Annotated in this window: 17 protein-coding genes and 1 riboswitch; of the genes, 15 read left to right on the top strand and 2 right to left on the bottom strand. The window is 40.1% G+C overall.

What is annotated here, in order from left to right:
• Positions 1-31: 31 nt before the first annotated feature.
• The 6 genes from M3234_RS14750 to M3234_RS29320 all read left to right on the top strand — a co-directional run bounded on the left by M3234_RS14750 (position 32) and on the right by M3234_RS29320 (position 5,102).
• Entirely contained in the window at positions 32-415 is a 384-nt protein-coding gene (locus M3234_RS14750) for a MaoC/PaaZ C-terminal domain-containing protein (RefSeq protein WP_262305449.1), read from the top strand.
• Positions 416-513: 98 nt separating this feature from the next.
• A complete protein-coding gene (locus M3234_RS14745; protein ID WP_262305448.1) occupies positions 514-1,314 on the top strand; it encodes an enoyl-CoA hydratase/isomerase family protein in 801 nt (266 codons plus the stop codon).
• Between the two features lie 83 nt (positions 1,315-1,397).
• Entirely contained in the window at positions 1,398-2,603 is a 1,206-nt protein-coding gene (locus M3234_RS14740; protein ID WP_262305498.1) for an acyl-CoA dehydrogenase family protein, read from the top strand.
• Positions 2,604-2,622: 19 nt separating this feature from the next.
• The gene (locus tag M3234_RS14735; protein ID WP_262305447.1) at positions 2,623-3,624 is read left to right on the top strand and encodes an NADPH:quinone oxidoreductase family protein; all 1,002 of its coding nucleotides are present in this window, start codon (positions 2,623-2,625) and stop codon (positions 3,622-3,624) included.
• A gap of 269 nt (positions 3,625-3,893) precedes the next feature.
• Entirely contained in the window at positions 3,894-4,949 is a 1,056-nt protein-coding gene (locus tag M3234_RS14730; RefSeq protein ID WP_262305446.1) for a phosphotransferase family protein, read from the top strand.
• A 30-nt stretch (positions 4,950-4,979) separates the two neighbouring features.
• The gene (locus tag M3234_RS29320; RefSeq protein WP_285858464.1) at positions 4,980-5,102 is read left to right on the top strand and encodes a hypothetical protein; all 123 of its coding nucleotides are present in this window, start codon (positions 4,980-4,982) and stop codon (positions 5,100-5,102) included.
• Positions 5,103-5,240: 138 nt separating this feature from the next.
• Here the strand turns inward: M3234_RS29320 and M3234_RS14725 are convergent, their stop codons facing one another.
• Positions 5,241-5,675, bottom strand: coding sequence for a DMT family transporter (locus M3234_RS14725; RefSeq protein WP_262305445.1), 435 nt, complete (start codon positions 5,673-5,675; stop codon positions 5,241-5,243).
• A gap of 411 nt (positions 5,676-6,086) precedes the next feature.
• On the opposite strand from M3234_RS14725, the gene M3234_RS14720 reads away from it, so the two are divergent.
• Positions 6,087-6,407, top strand: coding sequence for a hypothetical protein (locus M3234_RS14720; protein ID WP_262305444.1), 321 nt, complete (start codon positions 6,087-6,089; stop codon positions 6,405-6,407).
• A 608-nt stretch (positions 6,408-7,015) separates the two neighbouring features.
• A riboswitch (TPP riboswitch) is annotated at positions 7,016-7,126 on the top strand.
• A 96-nt stretch (positions 7,127-7,222) separates the two neighbouring features.
• Positions 7,223-7,984 (top strand): 3-oxoacyl-ACP reductase, encoded by a 762-nt coding sequence (locus M3234_RS14715; RefSeq protein ID WP_262305443.1) that lies wholly within the window; start codon positions 7,223-7,225, stop codon positions 7,982-7,984.
• A gap of 512 nt (positions 7,985-8,496) precedes the next feature.
• Here M3234_RS14715 and M3234_RS14705 read toward each other — a convergent pair.
• Entirely contained in the window at positions 8,497-9,453 is a 957-nt protein-coding gene (locus tag M3234_RS14705) for an LCP family protein (RefSeq protein ID WP_262305442.1), read from the bottom strand.
• A 431-nt stretch (positions 9,454-9,884) separates the two neighbouring features.
• Between M3234_RS14705 and M3234_RS14700 the strand changes: the two genes are divergently transcribed.
• The 7 genes from M3234_RS14700 to M3234_RS14670 all read left to right on the top strand — a co-directional run bounded on the left by M3234_RS14700 (position 9,885) and on the right by M3234_RS14670 (position 19,712).
• Positions 9,885-11,159, top strand: a complete 1,275-nt coding sequence (locus tag M3234_RS14700; RefSeq protein ID WP_262305441.1) for an MFS transporter — start codon at positions 9,885-9,887, stop codon at positions 11,157-11,159.
• A gap of 361 nt (positions 11,160-11,520) precedes the next feature.
• A complete protein-coding gene (locus M3234_RS14695; RefSeq protein ID WP_262305440.1) occupies positions 11,521-13,029 on the top strand; it encodes a class I adenylate-forming enzyme family protein in 1,509 nt (502 codons plus the stop codon).
• A gap of 812 nt (positions 13,030-13,841) precedes the next feature.
• Complete coding sequence (dctP, locus tag M3234_RS14690; protein ID WP_262305439.1) at positions 13,842-14,987, top strand: TRAP transporter substrate-binding protein DctP; 1,146 nt, start codon at positions 13,842-13,844, stop codon at positions 14,985-14,987.
• Between the two features lie 99 nt (positions 14,988-15,086).
• On the top strand, positions 15,087-15,641 hold the full coding sequence (locus tag M3234_RS14685; RefSeq protein ID WP_262305438.1) for a TRAP transporter small permease: 555 nt from the start codon (positions 15,087-15,089) through the stop codon (positions 15,639-15,641).
• A complete protein-coding gene (locus M3234_RS14680; protein ID WP_262305437.1) occupies positions 15,638-16,939 on the top strand; it encodes a TRAP transporter large permease in 1,302 nt (433 codons plus the stop codon). The genes M3234_RS14685 and M3234_RS14680 overlap by 4 nt, the downstream gene beginning before the upstream one ends.
• 30 nt (positions 16,940-16,969) lie before the next feature.
• Entirely contained in the window at positions 16,970-18,361 is a 1,392-nt protein-coding gene (locus M3234_RS14675; protein WP_262305436.1) for a DUF1254 domain-containing protein, read from the top strand.
• A gap of 91 nt (positions 18,362-18,452) precedes the next feature.
• Positions 18,453-19,712: a DUF1254 domain-containing protein gene (locus M3234_RS14670; RefSeq protein ID WP_262305435.1), complete on the top strand. Its 1,260-nt coding sequence runs from the start codon at positions 18,453-18,455 to the stop codon at positions 19,710-19,712.
• Positions 19,713-20,006: the final 294 nt, after the last annotated feature.

Genomic DNA, 20,006 nt, shown 5'->3' with positions numbered 1-20,006 from the left:
TTACAGAGCCAATCAGTAAGGAGGAACCAATTTGGAGGTAGGTCAAGAATTCATACCATTAACAAAGGAGGAAATTACCCATACCCAACTTGTTCGTTATGCAGGTGCTTCTGGTGATTTCAACCCCATTCACACAGTTGTTCCTTTTGCTGAAAAGGCTGGGCTAGGGGGAGTAATTGCACACGGAATGCTAATTATGGGATTTGTCGGGAAAGCAATCGGAACTTGGTTTGATGTGAATCGATTGCAAAAATTTTCTGTCCGATTCAACTCCATCACGAGACCGGGCGAAAAGATTATAGTTATTGGGAGTATTATTGGGGATACAAATGAAACTTGGTTATGCCAAACAAAAGCATTAAACGAAAAAGGAGAGGTAAAAATAACTGGTTCATTTGAGGTTAGGAAGAACTAGAAGCAAACATATGATGAAAAGTCATTGTGAGAAAAAGTAACTTTCATAGTGAAATGATGGCAGGGAATATTTTTGAAAATGCAATGAGGAGGATAAAAATGAGCCAATCGAAAACAGTCAAACAGGGGAAATTTATTAATTTAGAAATAAATCAGGGAATAGCAGAAATAATTATTAACAATCCACCAGTAAACGCATTGTCAACAGAGGTTATGATTGAGTTATCCACAATGTTTGACTCAATTGAACAAAATAAAGATGTACGTGTAGTAATTATAACCGGTGAAGGTGATAAGTTTTTTGTTGCTGGTGCTGATATTAAACAATTTCCACATTTAAACAGCGTTACTGGTGAGGAAATGGTAAGGGTAGGTCAAGATATCTTTAATAAAATTAATAAACTGAATATTCCTTTTATTAGCGCAGTAAATGGTTATGCTCTTGGTGCTGGGTGTGAACTTGCACTAGCTTGTGATATCCGAATAGCAAGTAGTCATGCAAAATTTGGATTGCCAGAATCTGGTCTAGGAATTATTCCTGGATATGGTGGTACGCAACGACTTCCACGGCTTGTAGGCATTGGTAAAGCGAAAGAAATGATTTTTACAGGTGAACCAATCTCAGCAGATGAGGCCCATCGAATTGGACTAGTGGAACGCTTAGTTACAGAGGAAGACCTCATGCAGCATGCACGGGAATTTGCAAATAAAATTATCAGTAAAGGACCAATCGCAATCGCAAAAGCCAAATATGCCATTAACCAAGGAATGCAAGTGACTCTTCAAGAAGGTCAGGATATTGAGGCGCTGTGCTCTAGAGATTTATTTGGGACAGAAGATAAAAATGAGGGAGCAAAAGCTTTTTTCGAAAAGAGGAAACCAGTGTTTAAAGGAATATAGAAATTTACCATTTGATGAATAAATCAACCAAAACTCCTCTTAAAAAATTCTGAAAAACACCCTGATAGAAAGAAGGGAAAATGATGCTAAAAGAGTTATCGAGTCGAGCGAAGCAACTACGAACACAAATTATAGATTTCATGGAGGAGAATGTATATCCGAACGAAAAAGTATTCGAAGAAGAGTTGAACCGCCAAGAAAATAGGTGGGAAGTTCCGGCCTTAATTGAAGAATTGAAGGAGAAAGCGAAAGCAAAAGGTCTATGGAACTTATTTATTCCAGATGAAAAGTATGGAAAAGGATTATCAAACTATGAATATGCGCATCTGTGCGAAATTATGGGACGCTCTCTATTGGCCCCGGAAATATTTAACTGCAATGCCCCTGATACTGGGAATATGGAGGTTCTCATCAAGTACGGAACTGATGAGCAGAAGAAGCAGTGGCTTATACCACTTCTAGAAGGGAAAATCCGTTCGGTTTTCTCGATGACAGAACCGGAAGTGGCATCGTCAGACGCAACCAATATTCAAAGCAGCATTGTTCGTGACGGTGATGAGTATGTAATTAACGCTAGAAAGTGGTGGTCAACAGGGGCATTAGACCCACGCTGCAAAGTAGCGATTGTGATGGGGAAAACGGACCCAAATGAGGAACCGCACAAACAGCAGTCTATGATTCTAGTGCCATTTGATGTTCCGGGGGTAAAAGTGAAAAGGCATTTGCCGGTGTTTGGCTATGATCATGCACCCAATGGACATGCAGAAGTCCACTACGAAAATGTACACGTTCCAACATCTAATATGTTACTTGGTGAGGGAAGAGGTTTTGAAATTGCTCAAGGCCGCTTAGGGCCAGGACGAATTCATCATTGTATGCGTGCAATAGGAGCAGCAGAACGGGCTCTTGATTTAATGATTAAGCGTGCCAATAGCCGTGAAGCGTTTCATTCAAAACTGATTGATAAAGAAACGATCAGAGAACAAATTGCTGAGAGTCGGATTGAGATCGAGCAGGCAAGACTTCTTACCTTACATGCAGCAAACAAGATTGATCAAGAAGGGGCAAAGAGTGCAAGAAAAGAAATTGCGATGATTAAAGTCGCCGTGCCACGTGTATCCATTCGAGTCATTGACCGAGCAATCGAGGTATTTGGAGGAGCAGGTGTATCCGATGATTTTCCACTTGCTGCACATTACGCTAATGCTAGGACGCTAAGGATTGTGGATGGACCGGATAAAGTCCATTTAAGAGATATTGCGAGGTTGGAAATAAAGGAACAATTATAGGGAGGTGTGTAAATACTATATGAGGTCGTGGTTTGTTACAAAAATAGGAGATCCGGAAGAAGCTCTTGAAATACGGGAAATGAAGAGATTAGTACCTACAAAAGGGGAAGTAGTTATTCAAGTGAAAGCTTTCGGCCTCAATTTCTTTGATATTTTGCAATGCCAAGGAAAATACCAGGAGAAACCAGCGCTACCGTTTACACCAGGTGCAGAAGTGGCTGGTGTGATTGAAGAAATTGGAGAGGGTGTGTCACTTTCCGTTGGCCAACGTGTACTTGCTCTTCCCCTGCTGCCAAATGGAGGATTTACTGATGTAGTGGTTGTTAAGGAAGAAGATGTATTCCCGATTGCAGATGAGCTATCATACGAGGAAGCGGCCGCAATGTTTATTACCTATCATACAGCATATTATGCTCTACACGCCAAAGCCTGTCTCAAACCCGATGAGACACTTCTTGTTCACGCTGGGTCCGGCGGCGTAGGTTCGGCCGCGATTCAAATCGGAAAAGCACTAGGTGCTAAGGTCATTGCAACTGCTGGCTCATCTGAAAAACTCGAAATCTGCAAGGCGCAGGGTGCAGATGTGGTCATTAACTACCGAGAAGAAGACTTTAGTCAAAGAGTAAAGAAAGAAACCCATGGGCATGGGGCAGATGTAATCTTTGACCCTGTCGGAGGAAATGTATTCCATTTATCACGAAAATGCATTGCCTTTGATGGAAGGCTTCTGATTATTGGCTTTGCGGGTGGGATTATCCCTGAGGCACCCACAAACCATGCTTTAATTAAGAATTACTCACTCGTTGGCGTACACTTCGGCTATTTCCGTAAGCTTTTTCCGGAAAAAGTAAAAGCTGCCCATGACCAGTTAATGGAATTATACAAAGCTAAAAAAATTAAGCCGCTTGTTTATCACAAATATTCATTCGAGGAAGTCCCAATTGCCCTAAACCAATTGGGAAGCCGGGAAACATGGGGAAAATTAGTTATTGTGACACAAAAGGAGGAAACCAATGTTTGATTACGTTGAAAAAAAGAGGACATAGGGAATCGGTCATATTGTTTTTAATCCACTTGCACTTGCTGAACAAATTGCTACCAAAGGCCATTAGCTGTTACAAAAGCAAAACAAGTGATTACCAAAGCTCAGACAGTACATTTGAGGGATGGTCAAGTGGGCGGAACAAAATGCTTTGCTGGACCTTTGTCAGACTAAGGACATGCAAAAAGGGGAAAAGGCATTTAAAGTGAAGCAAGTTCTAACCTATTACAGCAGGTAAGAAGGGGTGAATGATGATGAAAACTGTCAACCAATATATTGATCACGAACATATTAACTGGGGTTTATTGGAGAACTTGATCCGTAATAACATTTCAAGCGTTCCGAATGAATCTATGAAGGTTAGGAAATTTTCTGAAGGCTATTCCAATCATACCTACCTATTGTCATTTGGGAATTGGGAATCAGTGTTAAGAAGGCCTCCGTTTGGTGAAATTCCAGCGAAAGCCCATGATATAAAACGCGAATACACAATTCTATCCAAACTTCATGGAGTCTATCGACTTGCCCCCACACCATATTTATACAGCGATGACCCTGGCATAATGGGGAGACATTTTTACCTCATGGAAAAAAAGCAAGGGGTGGTCATTAACGATGTTCTTCCTGACACGTATGGAACTTCTGAATTGGCAGGCCCCGCCATTTCAAAAGGTATCATTAATAGCTTAGTTGATCTTCAAAAAGTAGATTACAAGAAAGCGAACTTAATGGACATAGGGAAACCAGAAGGTTTTTTAGAAAGGCAGGTTCATAGCTGGGTCAAACGGTACAGTGCTTCCAAGACGCATGATGCTGCTGGAGTCACAGAACTGGAGGCATGGCTGTTAAAGCAAATACCCTTAACCGTTGATACAACGATTGTTCATAATGACTTTAAACTAAACAACCTCGTTTTAGAACCACATGACCCTGGCGTGGTAAATGGGGTACTTGACTGGGAAATGGCTACAATTGGCGACCCGATGTCAGATATCGGTTCAGTACTTGCATACTGGGGGGAAGTGGGTGATCCAGACATTGGAATATCGGTAGTGACAAACCAGAAAGGCTTCTACTCAAGAAGGGAAATGGCCGAACTGTATGCAAAGGTAAGTAATCGTGACATTTCACAAATTGAGTATTATGTGGCATTTGGCTTTTACAAGCTTGCCGTCATTTTGCAACAGCTTTATTATCGTTGGAAAAAAGGTGCAGCAGATGACGAGCGGTTCGCGAGACTTTCTATTCCGATTGCCAACTTGTTTGACTTAGCGAATTTAACACGGTTAAACAAAATCTTGTAAAAAGATTTGAATTAATTGGAGGGTAAGAAAATGACGGAAGTCTATTTGATTAACGGTGCCAGAACCGCGTTCACAAAGTTTGGAGGTTCCTTTGCACAAACTGGTGTGGCCGAACTTGGGAAGGGAAGTGCCGTAGAAGCGCTGCTATTGTGACCTCATAGGTCCATTGAAAACTAAAAAGAACCCATATTGGGGTCTTTTTATTATGTTTTGCAGAATAACGGTGACTGGAATATAGTAAAAGGCCTTGAAATAATTAAGGAGCAATGCCTTTTTTCAAATAATAGAAAATCACTTATGGTTAAACAAGTAAAGTGAAGTAAGTAATAACATAATTGCAACCATTTTTTTTAAGTCAATGGGAAGGCGTGTTCCACCAAATAACCCAAAGTGATCAATAATTGCACCCATTATGATTTGTCCGGCAATGACCGCAACTAAAGTAGCCGCAACACCAATTTTTGGTACGGTATAAACACCAATTATAAGATATACAACTCCTAAAAATCCTCCAATTAGCTGCCATTTCGGAACCGTTGCCATTGCTAACAGATTGCCTTTTCCAAAAAATAGAACGAAAAAAAACAATGCAAGTGTCCCAACCAAAAACGAAATAAACGTGGCTTCAAGCACCCCTACTTTTTTACCTAACCCTCCATTAATTTGAACTTGAATCGAGACAGCTATACCGCCAATGATTGCTAGTAACGGAAATAGTATTTTCATTAACGTAAACCCCCTTTAAAATTATAATTATACGATGGCTTAAGCACGACTGTAGCTTTGGGTCAAAGACTGTATTTTTCTCTAAGAAAACCCCACTTTTAGTAAAAACACACCGTCGAAACCTACAATATAATTATCCTAGCAGATGAAGGGTACACTCTACCAGTAACATTTAAAATTTTGATGGAAGATAACACTTCTATATTTCCTTACAATTGCAATAAAAGTACAGAGAATAGGTTACAGTCTATTTTTAGGTGCCACGGAGACGGGGGTGGTGGCCCCAGGTTGCCATAGAAACCGTCGAAATAAAAATGCCAGGCAACACCTCATTCAGAGTGGTCCTGGCACTTAGCTTAATTTCATTATTGGAAATGTTTTTAATATCTTTGATAAAAGAATATCATTCAAATGAAAAGTTGGATTCCTTTGCTTTTAGAATCCAGATTAGATATGGCCAAGAAATTAATAGATGCAAGGATGGAAAATAATGAGGCTCTCACATTATTGGATAATACTCAGCTGGGCGATAAAGGTACAATTGTCCAAAAAACATTAGAGTTGGTTGAAAAATTAGGATTTGAATCCAAAAGTCAATGTAGAGATTTCTTTAAAAAGATTGAAAAACTTAGAAATAATACGGCACATTCACAACAAAAAATTTACCATGATAATAATGAGTTTATTGCTCTCATTTTACAAATTGAAAGAGTCATTAAAAATAGTATTTAAGTGCTTTGATAAACTTTATAATTATGTAGTTGAAGAAAAACATAAGGATGCGTGTATCTAGATATCTTAAAGTGGACCACCGTCGTAGAAATAACAACCAAGATAGCAAAGGTTTTAGTGGAATTAGAATGAAACGTGTGTTCTTGTTTGCGCGGTAATGGTATACTTTAATTGCAATAGAATAGGATTTCTCAAGGGTGGTCGGCACACTCCCCAACAGAAAGGGGGTGATGCTGGATGACAGTTTATGAATCTCTAATGTTTGCGATTGGTTTTGCTGGCTTAATCGTAACCATTCTGTCAATTAACCGAAAAAAATAATCCACCCTTGAGTTAGGCGCTCAGGTGGATTATTTCGCCTCTCGGCCAATCCCCTCTGAGGGAACCGTCTATTGCTGGACCGGATATGTTTATGCATGTTCGGTCTTTTTTAAGTTATTCAATATTTATTACTATTATAACCGAAATTTTTATTAATTAAAATACATTGTCACCAACACTCTCAAAATTTGACTCAGGGCTGTTTTTCTCTTGGTTTCATAATACTAATTTATTGCGTATTTTATCATTCCGGTTTAGAATGAACTCTAAAAGATTTAAGTGAATATTCGTTCTACTAGGGGAGCCTGTGATTCAGGCTGAGAAAAAAGATGATGACTTTTTGACCCTCAGTACCTGATCTGGATCATGCCAGCGTAGGGAAGTAGTTTAGCTCACTATTAAACTAGGCCCTTTTGGCTTAGTTTTTTTGTTTATTGGCTGAAATTTTATTTTTCACATACATAAATTCAGCAATGAAAATGGAGGGGAATATTATGGAATTGAGTAAACAAACCGTTTTAATCACAGGAGCAAGCAGGGGGTTAGGAGCTGCATTGGCAACCGCTTTTGCAAAGGAGGGGGCAAATGTCATTGTTAACTATTATAAAAGCAAAGAAAAGGCAGAAGACCTAGCAAAAAGCTTAGGTGAAAATGCCATTGCCATTCAAGCGGATGTTAGAGACAAGGATCAAGTAAATGAAATGGTGGCTAAAGCAAAAGGGTACTTTCATACTCCCATCACCACCATTATTAATAATGCTTTAATAGATTTTCAGTTCAATCCAGTTACTCAAAAAAATGTGTTCGAACTAGAGTGGGAGAAGTTTAATACACAATTTGAGGGAAGTATTAAAGGGGCTCTAAATACCGTTCAAGCATGTGTAGTAGATATGAAGGAACAGGGGTATGGCCGTATTATCAACATTGGAACGAATTTGGTTCAAAATCCGGTCGTTGCCTATCACGAGTATACCACTGCCAAAGCGGCGTTACTTGGATTTACACGAAATCTGGCTAAAGAATTGGGACAGTATGGTATTACGGTGAATATGATTTCTGGCGGATTGTTAAAGCAAACGGATGCAAGTAGTGTCACTACTAAAGAGGTATTTGGCATCATTGAATCCACCACCCCTTTGCAAAAAGCAACGACTCCAGAAGAATTCGCTGACACAGCATTGTTCTTTGCATCACCATGGGCAAGAGCTGTTACAGGCCAGAACCTTGTTGTAGATGGCGGCTTGGTAATGGATTAAGTAAAAGGTAATAATCTTGCATATTAATAGGACTTTTTGATTAAAAATAGTGAATGATGTAGATTTTAATTACTTGCAAATAAATGGTTACATAGCAAATATTAATTTTAAAAATAAAACAGGCAGATGAAGACTGTGTTAAGCTTATACTTTATCATCAGCTCGGCTATTATCTGGATTTTAAGAAAAACAAACATGATTTAAGGACATTGCTGTATGGCGGGGATGAGGAAAAAGCTCAGCTTTTATCTCAAATAGAAGAGAATGCCTGGGAATATGGCAGAACCTTGGTACCAGAGAAACTATTACATTCATATGATAAAGTTCGTGGAATAGATAAAATGCTGATAAAAAACTATTAGAACCCGAAGGCCTGTTCTGGGGACCTACGTATACGATGAGAATCGCCCCTGTTCTCCAATACTTGTGACGGACCTATTGCAGTAAGCCAACACAAATTCACGCCCACCAAGAGCAATCTCTTGGCGGGCATTTTTCCGGGATCGGAGGAACTATTCTTCTCTTTGTACAGTGCCATGTCCTTCTAAAAAAGTAGAAAGTGCTTCTTTATTTTGATCGAAGTCCACTTCTAAGACTTCACCAAGCCCTTTGTAACGTTTTATTTCAAAACTGCTATCCTTTGGGATGCGTAATGTTTCTACATTGCTGCTATTATTGGTGAGAAGATCTTTTCCAATCGCCATAAGTGTGGAACTATCGATATTGGTATCTAAGTATTTATTTAAAAGACCTACTAGTTCAGGTAGTTTGATAATGCTTTGCGTATCTAGTGCTTCTTCTTTTAATTTGGAAATGACTTCTTGCTGTCTTTGAATTCGTCCGAAATCACTTAAACGATCGTGACGGAACCGGACATATCCTAACAATTCTTTCCCATTAAGCCGTTGCTTGCCCTCATTTATCGTCATTCCAATGCCATAAGACATCTCATAGGGTACGTCCACTTCAATCCCGTTTGGAACGAGGAGATCGACCGCTTTTTCGAACCCTTCAAAATCAACTATGGTATAGTAATGAATATCCAGATTGAAATTCTCTTTAATGGTTTGCCTTAGTAATTCAGGACCACCAAAAGAAAAAGCAGCATTTAGTTTTTGCTGGCCATGTTCTGGGAAATTGACACGCATATCGCGCATGAACGAAATCAGTTTAAATGCATTATTTTGCGGATTATAATGGGCAATCATTATCGTGTCTGTTCGGGCTTGTTTTTCGCCCCGCGAGTCACTTCCTAATAAAAGAACATTTACGGCATCTAGGTTATTTTTTGTTTTTGCTCCGTTAAAAGTATGTTTTCCTTCTACTTTTTTAAGCGGTTCGTTAAGTACGTTAATTTTTCCTTCTATGTACTGATAGATTGTATAAAGACCAACCATAAATATACTTGATAGAATAAGAGCCCCAAACACTCTACCCCACCTAATTCTTTTCTTTTTCTTCCGTGACAAATTTAGCACCACCTACGCTGTGAAACTTTTCAAACTATTACCTTGTTAATAACGGGTCAATAATAGCGGATTTAATCTCTTTTTACAATCCCCGAATAGTCATTATTGCATAATTAGGTTTCATGTTTTTAACTATCAGGTTACATTTAGTTGATTTTTGATTGGGAACTTGGGTACAGTTCTTTTGGCCTGTCAGTCGCCATTTTTTTGGAGCCTAAGGCGCAATGCAATTGCTGCTTCATTAGGGTCTGGGAAGGAGGGAGCTTACGTACATTTCTTCTGCTAAAAGTTTTACTCGTGACCAATTAAACTTCCATAACAATTTCTATGCAAAAGTAAATATATGTATTATATTCATAGTATTACGAAAACTTTCGACCTCCGGAGGTTATATGGAATGTATGAAATTAGAATCGTAGGTGAGGTATACCATGAATTATAACAAACGACTCTACTTTGGCTGGTATATTGTCATCTTCGCCGGCATCATTGTCTTGCTTACAACAGGGATGCGGATGGGGATTGGACCTTTTGTCAATCCGATGATGGATGATTTAGGGTTGTCGCGGACTGAATTCTCCCTTATTGTTTCAGTTGGAATGATTGCTTATGGAATCGGGATGCCCATCGCGGGAATCCTGATCAAAGCCTATAATACCCGTATTTTGCTGCTGTCTGGGCTGACCATTGTCTGTATTTCGATTATTTGGACGGTATTATCAAAAGGACTGATTTCCTTTCTGCTTTCTTATGGCGTGTTTCTGTCGATCGGGCTTGCCTTTTTAAGCAGTATCAGCTTGTCGCCCATTATTAGCAAATGGTTCGTCCGCCAAAGGGGGAAGGCGCTTTTTTATTTGACGACAGGGGGGATGGCCGGGATTGCGGTAATGACACCTGTCGAAACTTGGCTAATCGGCATGATTGGCTGGCACAATACGCTTCTTTTATTTGGAGCAGTATTTATTTGTCTTGTTCTTCCTTCAGCCGTTTTTATCATGAAGGAGGATGTTCCGGAAGGCGCAGATGGGCCTGGGAATGCCCGAGGAAAAATTAGACAAGAAGCCCCGACGGATCTCACCTTAAAAGATGCTCTTAAGACACTAACCTATTGGAAAATTGTTTTTGCCTTATTTGCTTGCGGCTTTGGAATGAATTTATTAGGCTCCCACGGGGTCCCGATGCTGATGGATCATCATTTTGCGCCGATGACCGCTTCCTTTGGAGTGGGAATGATCGGGATTGTCGCCATCTTCGGCACCATCTTTTTAGGGCAGCTTGCAGACCGTTTTCCGCGAAAAAACATTTTGTTTCTCGTGTTTTTTGTCCGCGGCCTGGGATTTTTCGGGTTGGTGTTGTCGATGGCCACTTGGCAGCTCTTTCTTGTTTCCGCGATTGGGGGTTTGGTATGGGCGGGTTCTGTAGCCATGTCCACCGCTATCTTAAGTGATTTGTATGGAGTTAGGCTATTGGGCATTTTAAATGGATTGGCTTATTTCGTTGGACACCAGATTGGGGCAGCCATCGGGTCATTCCTCGGAGGCTGGGGCTATGAGGTGTTTGGCACACATTTATTTTCGTTCAGCGCTGCAGGTATCCTTGCGCTGCTAGCTAGTTTTGCCTCCATCACACTGCCACAAAGCCTGTCATTCCCTAATAAATTAGGAATTGGAGAAGAGAAAAACATGACGGCGGGGCATGGAGGGTGAAAAATAATATTCGCCACGTCATTCTTAATTCATAACCATAAAACATAATCCACCCTTGAGTTGGTGATCCGGGTGGATTATGTTTATATTCTTATCAATTACCCCTTAAGGACGAAAGATAATAGAGTGATTTTTGAGTCTAGTAGAAAATACTAACAGATATTATTGATTAGAAAATAGGCCGTATTAGATTTTATGTTAGATTTATGTGGTCCTTTGACGAAATATGGACCGCTTTATCACACTTGAATTTTTAAAGAAACCACAGCGTTAAATAAAAGAGAGTATTAAATATACATATTGTTATCAGAATATTATATCTAGTATAATTATTCTGACTGCATTTAAAGGAGTGTATACTATGTTTATATTTGAACAGTTGGCACAACATGCGCAAACTCAACCTGATAAAGTTATTACATCTTTTCAAAACAGGGAAACTACCTACGGAGAATTTTTCCAAAAAGCAGTAAACCTAGCAGGCTATTTTCAGAGTAAAGGTTATAAAAAAGAGGACATTATCGCACTTTACCTGCAGAATTCCGATGATTTTCTTATCGTTTATTATGCATGTCAACTGGGAGGATTCGCCGTACTTCCTGTTAATACGAAACTAGCTGCCCCTGAAGTAGAGTACATTTTCAATCATTCTGAAGCAAAAGCCCTTATCTATGATGTACGGTTAAAAGACGTATTAAATCAAATGGAAACGCCACTAGAACGGTTCCAAGATCTTCTTGAAGTGGGCGGTAACGAATCTTTCAGGTCGGTTATTGCCGATGATTCCCTTTCTTATACTAAACCTGCTATTTGTGAAGAGGACACAGCTGTTATTTTTTACACATCCGGCACAACGGGAAAGCCAAAAGGTGTTATGCTTTCCGCTGGCAACGTCCGGGCAATTGCTACTATTTGGGCCGAGTCTCTGGAAGTTACTTCATCCGACCGAATGCACATCGTCACACCACTATTCCATTGTGCAGCAAGCCATTGTTTTTCTATTCCGACAATCCTACGGGGTGGAACGGTCGTCATTGAGGAGGCATTTTCACCTGAAAAAACATTGGAAACAATGGAAAGGGAACAAGTAACGATTTTCTTTGGCGTACCGGCGATTTACAGCATTCTGCTCAATACATCAAAACTGTCCCAAACCGACCTGTCCCAATTACGACTATTTACGTATGGTGCAGCGCCAATGCCTTATGAATTGGTGAAAAAAGTGAAAACGCTCTATCCAAATGTAAAGGTTCAAAACTTATATGGTCAAACAGAAAATTCTCCTGGGGCTACTACTCTAAAGGATCATTACGCTCTTGACAAAATCGGTTCTGTTGGAGAGCCGCTGCCTCATACACAAGTAAGGGTTGTAGATGTATACGGGATGGATGTTCCTGTTGGAGAAGTGGGCGAAATTATCGTAAAAGGTCCTCAGGTCATGAAGGGATACTTAAAAAATGAGGAAGCAACGCGGGAAACCCTGAAGGATGGCTGGATGTATAGCGGCGACCTGGGCCGTTTGGATGAGGACGGATTGTTATACATTGTTGACCGAAAAAAAGACATGATGATCCGCGGCGGAGAGAATGTATACCCAGTTGAAATCGAGGAAGTATTATATGCGATGGATGAAATCCTCGAGGCGGCTGTGGTCGGCGTTCCTCATGAAGTTTACGGCGAAGTGCCCAAAGCATATGTCGTGTTAAAAGAAGGAAAATCCTTGTCCGAGGAAGACGTCATATCCTATTGCAAAAACAAACTGGCCAAATATAAACTGCCTGCGGAAGTAGAATTCTTTGATACATTACCACGAAATGCAAGTGGAAAGGTGTTAAAGCACACACTCAAACCGAAGGCCACTATTCAATAGCAGATTCTATGCATAACATCCCCTGTACTTTTTACAGGGGGTGGCTGATTATTTCCTAGTTGTGTTGAAAACTATTTTGCTTGAGCAGATTAAATAGTTTATGTTTATCATCATAAAAAACTGAAAATTCATAATTGACAAATTTATCATAAGTTAATATGATATTTGTAGTATGAAAAAGAAGGACACTTCCTAAAGTCAAAAGGGAGGGATTTAATCCTTAATGTTCTAACCTTTAGAAGTTGAGTGGAAAATTTAGAGTAAAGTGTTCTATCGTAGTAGTCCAAGAGTATAGTTGTAATACCATACTATTTTAGGTAGGTGGTGCTTAACAAATTTTTTATATCAATTTATGAAAACGCTATCAAAAAATCGTTGATTAAATTGGCTGTTTATAGGTTATTACTGAAAAAAAAGGATGTCCAACAAATTTTTTTACTCTAAAATTGAAAACTGATTCATGTATTACTTTGATTTATTGCGAAATATAACACGATTTAAATTGCCTTAACCTATTGGTCTAGCAAAATATAACCAGTATTTTTTAATTACTAAAACTGAAAGCTGATTCATGTATTAAATTTGGTTCATTGTGATTTGATCAAGATTAAATTGCCTAAACCTCATTGAGCAAGCGAGATATAACCAGTATTTTTTTTACATTTAATCTGAAAGGTGATTCACTTCTTAATAAGGAAAATAATCATTTTTTCAATACACTACCTAAAAAGGATTAGTCTAGCAAGACAAACAAATAATCCTATCAATCATGTAAAATTTCGCTTAACTATTTAAAAAAGGGGGATTTATTAATGAAAAAATTGACCATCAGTTTTATGTTACTTTTGCTCCTTATATTAGTTGCAGTTGGGTGTTCAACCGAATCTAGTGGTAGTCAGCAATCTTCTAAAGGTGGAAATAAAAATAGCGAAAAAACGATAAAGCTTACAGTTTCCACAGCGCTTTTAGAAGGTGCAGCACAGTCAAAAGGACTCAGAGCATGGGCGGAAGAGCTAGAAAAAAGAACGAACGGAAAAGTCAAAATTGAGCAAATTTCCTATGGTGGTGTAGCCATGGATGCAGCCAGCACACTTGAAGGGTTAAAGGATGGAATTGTTGATGTTGCTTTTATTTCAAATGCTTATAATCCAAGTAAAACACCGCTGACGAATGCTCTCCAACCGGTATTCCTAGAGGATTTAGCTACAAGCGCAGCAGATATTCAAAAACAACTATGGGAAGAAATGCCTGAATTACAAGAGGAGTGGAGAAAATATAACGTCGAGCCTGTAGCATGGTTTAACGGCAGTAATAATGTATTTATGAGTAATTTTGAATTTGATAAGCTTGAAGATCTTAAAGGCAAAAGGATAAGAGGACTTGGTGAAGCAGATTCCTTAGCAGCGAAAAATCTTGGTGGGGTCCCAGTGCAAATTTCTTCTGCGGATGCTTATGGGGCACTTGAAAAGGGAACGGTTGACGTGGTTCCATTTCCTCCCTATGCTCTATTATCAAATAAAATGGCTGAAGTTTCAAAACAGGTTACTGACTTCCGTCATAATGGTGCATTTATGTGGTTTGGAATTGCGTTTAATGGAGATGTCTATAGCAGCCTGCCTGATGACGTCAAAAAGGTAATTGCCGAAATTAGCTCACTCCCTTCTGAAGTTGAACATGAGGCGTACTTTAACGATGCAATCGAGGGCCTTAAGTTAGCTAGGGAAAATGATGTTCGTATTGTTCAGCTTTCACCTGAAGAAGCCTCCCGCTGGCAAAAAGCGATTAACCCGCCTGCTGTATGGGAACCGGCAATAAAAGCTGCAGAAGCAGCTGGATATAAGGATGTTAGAAAAAAAGTGGAAGAAGCCAGGAAACTGTTGGAGGAATACCACAAGAAGAACCCAAGTAAGACAATTATTGAAGAATTCTTGGAGATGGAAGAAAAAGGGGAGCTTTAACCTCACCTTTTTATAGACTGCTAGCTGCCAACAAGGTAGTTGTGTGGCTAGCAGATTCTATGTTTAATAACAAACGAGTTTTTTCAGGGGGGGAAATGGATGAAAGGTTTTGGACTTGCCCAAAAAATATTTGAACGGATTTCCTTTTGTTGCAGTGTCCTATCGACAGTTATCATCATTGTCATGATGTTTGCGGTAGTACTTGATGTCATTATGAGATGGCTAAAAACACCCATATATGGAGTATTCGAATTACAAGGGGTCCTAGTAGGAATGACTATTTATCTTGGTCTAAGTAAGGCCCAAAAAGACAAACAACATATCGCTGTCAACATTCTTGGTCAATATTTACCAAACCCTATCGTCCATTTTATCTCTATGCTTGTTTACGCCGCATCTTTGGTGTTTTTTGGTTGGATAACTTACCTCTATGGTGGAAAAGCCTATGAATCGTATGTCAATGGTGAAGTCATAGCAGGTATTACCAAGATTCCCATTTTTCCATTGAAACTGGTGATGACATTGGGTTTAGGTTTACTGACCATTCAGCTATTTTTTGATTTAGTAAAGGAGATTAAAGCAATATTCTCAAAACCGGATAACGGGTCCACTAATCCTATGAAGAATGAGAAACCGGAGGTGCCAGAGGTATGATGCTCTCAATACTTGCTATAATCCTACTCCTTGTACTGATCTTCCTGCAAGTGCCTATATCGTTTTCATTATTTATTGTTGGGTTTGGCGGAATCTGGTTTCTGAAGGGTTTTGATGTGGCAAACTCTGTGATCCACCTTTCTCCATTAAGTGGCGTCTTATCAAATGATGTTGCAGCATTGCCATTGTTCATCCTTATCGGAGCGTTTGCGTTATCCGCAGGGATTGCCAAGGATGGCTATGATGTAGCGCGCCGGTGGCTAGGAAAGTTACCAGGAGGGTTAGGTGTTACAACCATAGCGGCTGGATCTGTATTTGCTGCTTGTTCCGGCTCTAGTACAGCAGGAGCTATTACCATGGGAAAACTGGCTATTCCAGAAATGAGGAAGAACGGGTATAGTGATACATTAAGTTTTGGTGCTTGTGGAGCAGGAGGTCTGCTAGCTTCCATGATTCCTCCAAGTGGAATGATGGTGTTATATGGGCTTGCTACTGGGGAGTCGATTTCAAAGCTCCTGATTGGTGGGATTGTCCCAGGTATTATTCTCGTAGTAGCCTTTTCGTTAGGTATTATTGTGATTGCAAAAGTTAAACCAAGTGTAGCACCGCTTGTCAATGAAACTTATACATGGAAAGAAAAATTTAGTGTATTGCCGAAGACATGGGGAGTCATCGCGATATTTGGAACCATCTTTTTCGGCATGTTTACAGGATTTTTTACCGCGACAGAAGCAGCTGCCTGGGGTGCTTTTATATCTTTGATTTTATTAGTAATAAGAACGGGAAAAGGGTTCTTCAAGAAATTTGTCAGCGCTTGCGTGGATTCCGCCTCGATTACCGTTTCACTCCTCTTTCTAGTTCTTGGTGCCTATGTATTTTCCAAACTACTTATTTTCTCAGGCCTCCCATTAACGATTTCAAGTACGGTTTCAAATTTAGATCTTCCACCTTTTCTCATTTTGTTGGGAATATTAGCAACTTATTATGTATTGGGGATGTTTTTGGATGGTGTAACGATGCTGCTCATAACCATTCCAATCTACTATCCTATCATTAATCAGTTAGGGTACGATGGGATCTGGTTTGGTGTTATCGTTGTTGCGATGATCGAGGTTGGAATGGTCAGTCCGCCATTTGGTCTTGTTGTTTATTCGTTAAAAAGTATTGCACCAGAGGTTAACCTTTTTAGAATCTTTAAAGGTTGCATGATCTTTATGGCCATACAGTTGGTAGTCATTATTTTATTATTGATATTCCCAGAAATGGTCATGTGGCTGCCGGACTTTATGTCGCATTGACAAAATTGATTACATGGAGGGATAAAGTGAATGGAAAAGATAAAGGGTTTTTATACTTCCGGCTATGATGTTTCAAAAGTGGAGCAATATGCGCCTGTACTTCACCCGGATATCGTGCCTAGTGATAGCTCTGCCCGAGTTGCATATACACGTATGCTAAGCATGGATGCAACGATTTATGGATTGGTGAGTGTGTATCAGTATCGGGAGATGTACCGGCAAGCCATCAACCATGAAAGCTCTGATTATGTTGGTTTTAATAAATTTGTCCATGATCGAGAGTTGGCAAAACCCGGTTACAAGGCTTTTAAGTCACCGAACGTGGATACGATTTACTCAAATGCATGGTTGAATTTGACCAAAGGGCCTCTTCTAATCGAAGTACCTGCTTTTGGGGAAAGATATTACACTCTTCAATTATTAGATATGTACGGAAACACAGCAAACATAAGCCAAAGAACGCATGGATCCAATGCTGGAAGGTTTCTCGTTACAGCAACAGATTGGCAAGGGGAACTCTCTCCAGGAGTCACGCCGTTTAAGGTCTCTACACCCTATCTATGGATTCTTATGCGGATTTTCCCGCTTCACGAGTTTGACCTGCCTGAGGTCCACGCCCTTCAAGATGCGGTGAAGATTACTCCCTTCACGTCTGATGTGAAGGCGAGCGAGGAATTCTCTCTGTTTGGTGGTACCTATCCACAAGCAGAATTGGATGGACCCGCTGGTTTTTTTAAGATTCTAGATTTCGTCCTTCGTTCAAACGGGAAGCCGGCTCAAGAGGATGGGCTAACTTATCGTTATCGCACAATCGGTATTGGAGGACAGATACCGTTCGATTTCGATAACTTGTACCCGGAAAGTCAAGAGGGTATGATTGCCGGCTATGCGGATGCCATGAATGTGATCACTAATTCTCAGTCCCAGCTAGGTATTCCTCTTTGTACGCATTGGGTAAAAACAAATAGTAAAGGTGCATATGGCTTCAATTACCTTAGCAGGGCAGCAGTGAATTATGTTGGCTTAGGTGCTAATGTGGTGGAAGAAAATCAATCATTTGTAACATTTTATGATGAAAATGGCAACCAGCTTGACGGATCCAAGGGACGATATGTCTTGCATATGGATTCTCCACCACCCGCAGATGCTTTCTGGTCACTTACCTTATATGATGCAAAGACGAAAGAACTTTCCCCAAACAGCATTAACCGTTATTGCATCAATAACAGAACTACGGGTCTTCAATACGGACGAAATGGCTCTGTGACTATTACAGTTCAGCACACTTCTCCGACAGAAAATACGAATTGGCTTCCAGCTCCCAATGGGCCCTTCTATTTGTCCATTCGTTCCTACATGCCAAGACCCGAGCTGCTTGAAGGAAAGTGGGAGCCTGAAGGTGTCCGATATATTGGCATATAATGTTCGATTTACTTGTGAATGAAGGGAGTAGGAAAGGTAAGTTTAGTTAAAACAAGACTTTGTCTCATCAACCTATTTAAATTTGGGGGTAATGAGTTGTTTAGGAGGAGAAAGTTTTGATGATAACAAAAAACATATTTACTGGGGAAAAAAAGACGTGTATACGCTTGCTCTAAGGGCCTATATTTGGGGTTATCCATTAATCTCTTCCGCAGTAATGCGTCTGAATTTAACGCAGCAGGTTCAATCCATGGCAGTATGTGATGTCAATGCGGGAGCACCGTTAAATCATGTGGGACACGGGCGTTCCCTTTTTAATCCTAACAGCAAGGGAATTGGTCCGAACAACGACACGCTATATAGCTTGGCATGGCTTGATTTAAGCCAAGAGCCTATGGTGCTGGAAACACCAAAATTTGGTAATCGCTATTATACCTTCCAACTGGCCCTGGCTGATACTTCTACATCCATGTCGGCGGGTCAACGTACAAACGGAGGTCAGTTACCACCATTGTTCATTTATGGTCCAGCCTATCATGGTACTGTACCAACCGGCATGCTTGGTGTTCCTAGCTATACTCGATATTGTCTGATTGCTGGTCGTTTTCTAGTTAACGGTCCTGAGGATCTTGAAGCTGTACATAAACTCCAAGACCAAATAAGATTACGTTCATGGTCCGATTACCTTTCAGGGACTATTGGGGAAAGGGAAGTGCCAAAACAGCGCCCTCTCTCCGATCCGGAACGACCGGTCCATCCCAATTTTGAATTTTTAGAAATGCTAGGCAATGTTTTACGTGATTGGGTAATCACAAATGATGATGAACGCAAGCTGATAGAATCATTTCAGAGTATAGGTTTAACACAGGAACGTGGTTTTGACCCAGATTCTCTGTCTCAAGAGACCAAGGCTGAAATGATTAGAGGGTTAGCTGATGGTAAGAAGACTGTTGAGGAAAAGTCCCTCAATCTCGGTACAAACGTAAACGGTTGGACAATTAACTATGCTGGCCCACGGTTTGGCAAAGATTATCTGTTACGAGCGGCAGTCTGCAAGGATCAAAGGCACGTTACCTTACCTGAAGAGGCACTCTATCCATTAGCACGTGTTGATGCAAGTGGAATACCTCTTGATGGCAGCCAACAATACCGTATTAGAATGGCTGTTAACGAACTGCCGCCTGTTGATGCCTTTTGGTCCATTACCTTGTATAACGATAGTGGTGCAATGGTGGAGAACCCGATTAATCGGTATTCTATTGGAGATAGAACACCGGGGTTAATTGTGGAAAGTGATGGATGTGTTGATATAAGGCTGCAGCATCAGCCTCCAAAATCCGACGTCAATTAGCTGCCTACACCTGCCCAGGGCCCATTTTATCTTATGTTACGACTATACATTCCTCGAAAAGAGGTACTTACTAAATCATGGGTTCCTCCTAAGATTATCCGCTTAACTAGCGTTTAGGAAGAATAGTTTGTAGTTTTCAAATTTAAATTGAAAAGTGAATCATATATTAGAAAATAAATTCTGTATCAAATAAACACGTTCTTATTAGAAAAAGAAATCAGCTATTGCAATGGTATAGCTTCAAAAAAGGAAAACGTTTCCTTGTAACAATTTGGAATTATTTCCATTTAGTAT

Source organism: Neobacillus niacini (genome assembly GCF_023715785.1).
GTDB lineage: Bacteria > Bacillota > Bacilli > Bacillales > Cytobacillaceae > Neobacillus > Neobacillus niacini_E.
Note: the sequence above shows the minus strand (reverse complement) of the source record. Positions and strands in the feature narration are given on the sequence as shown.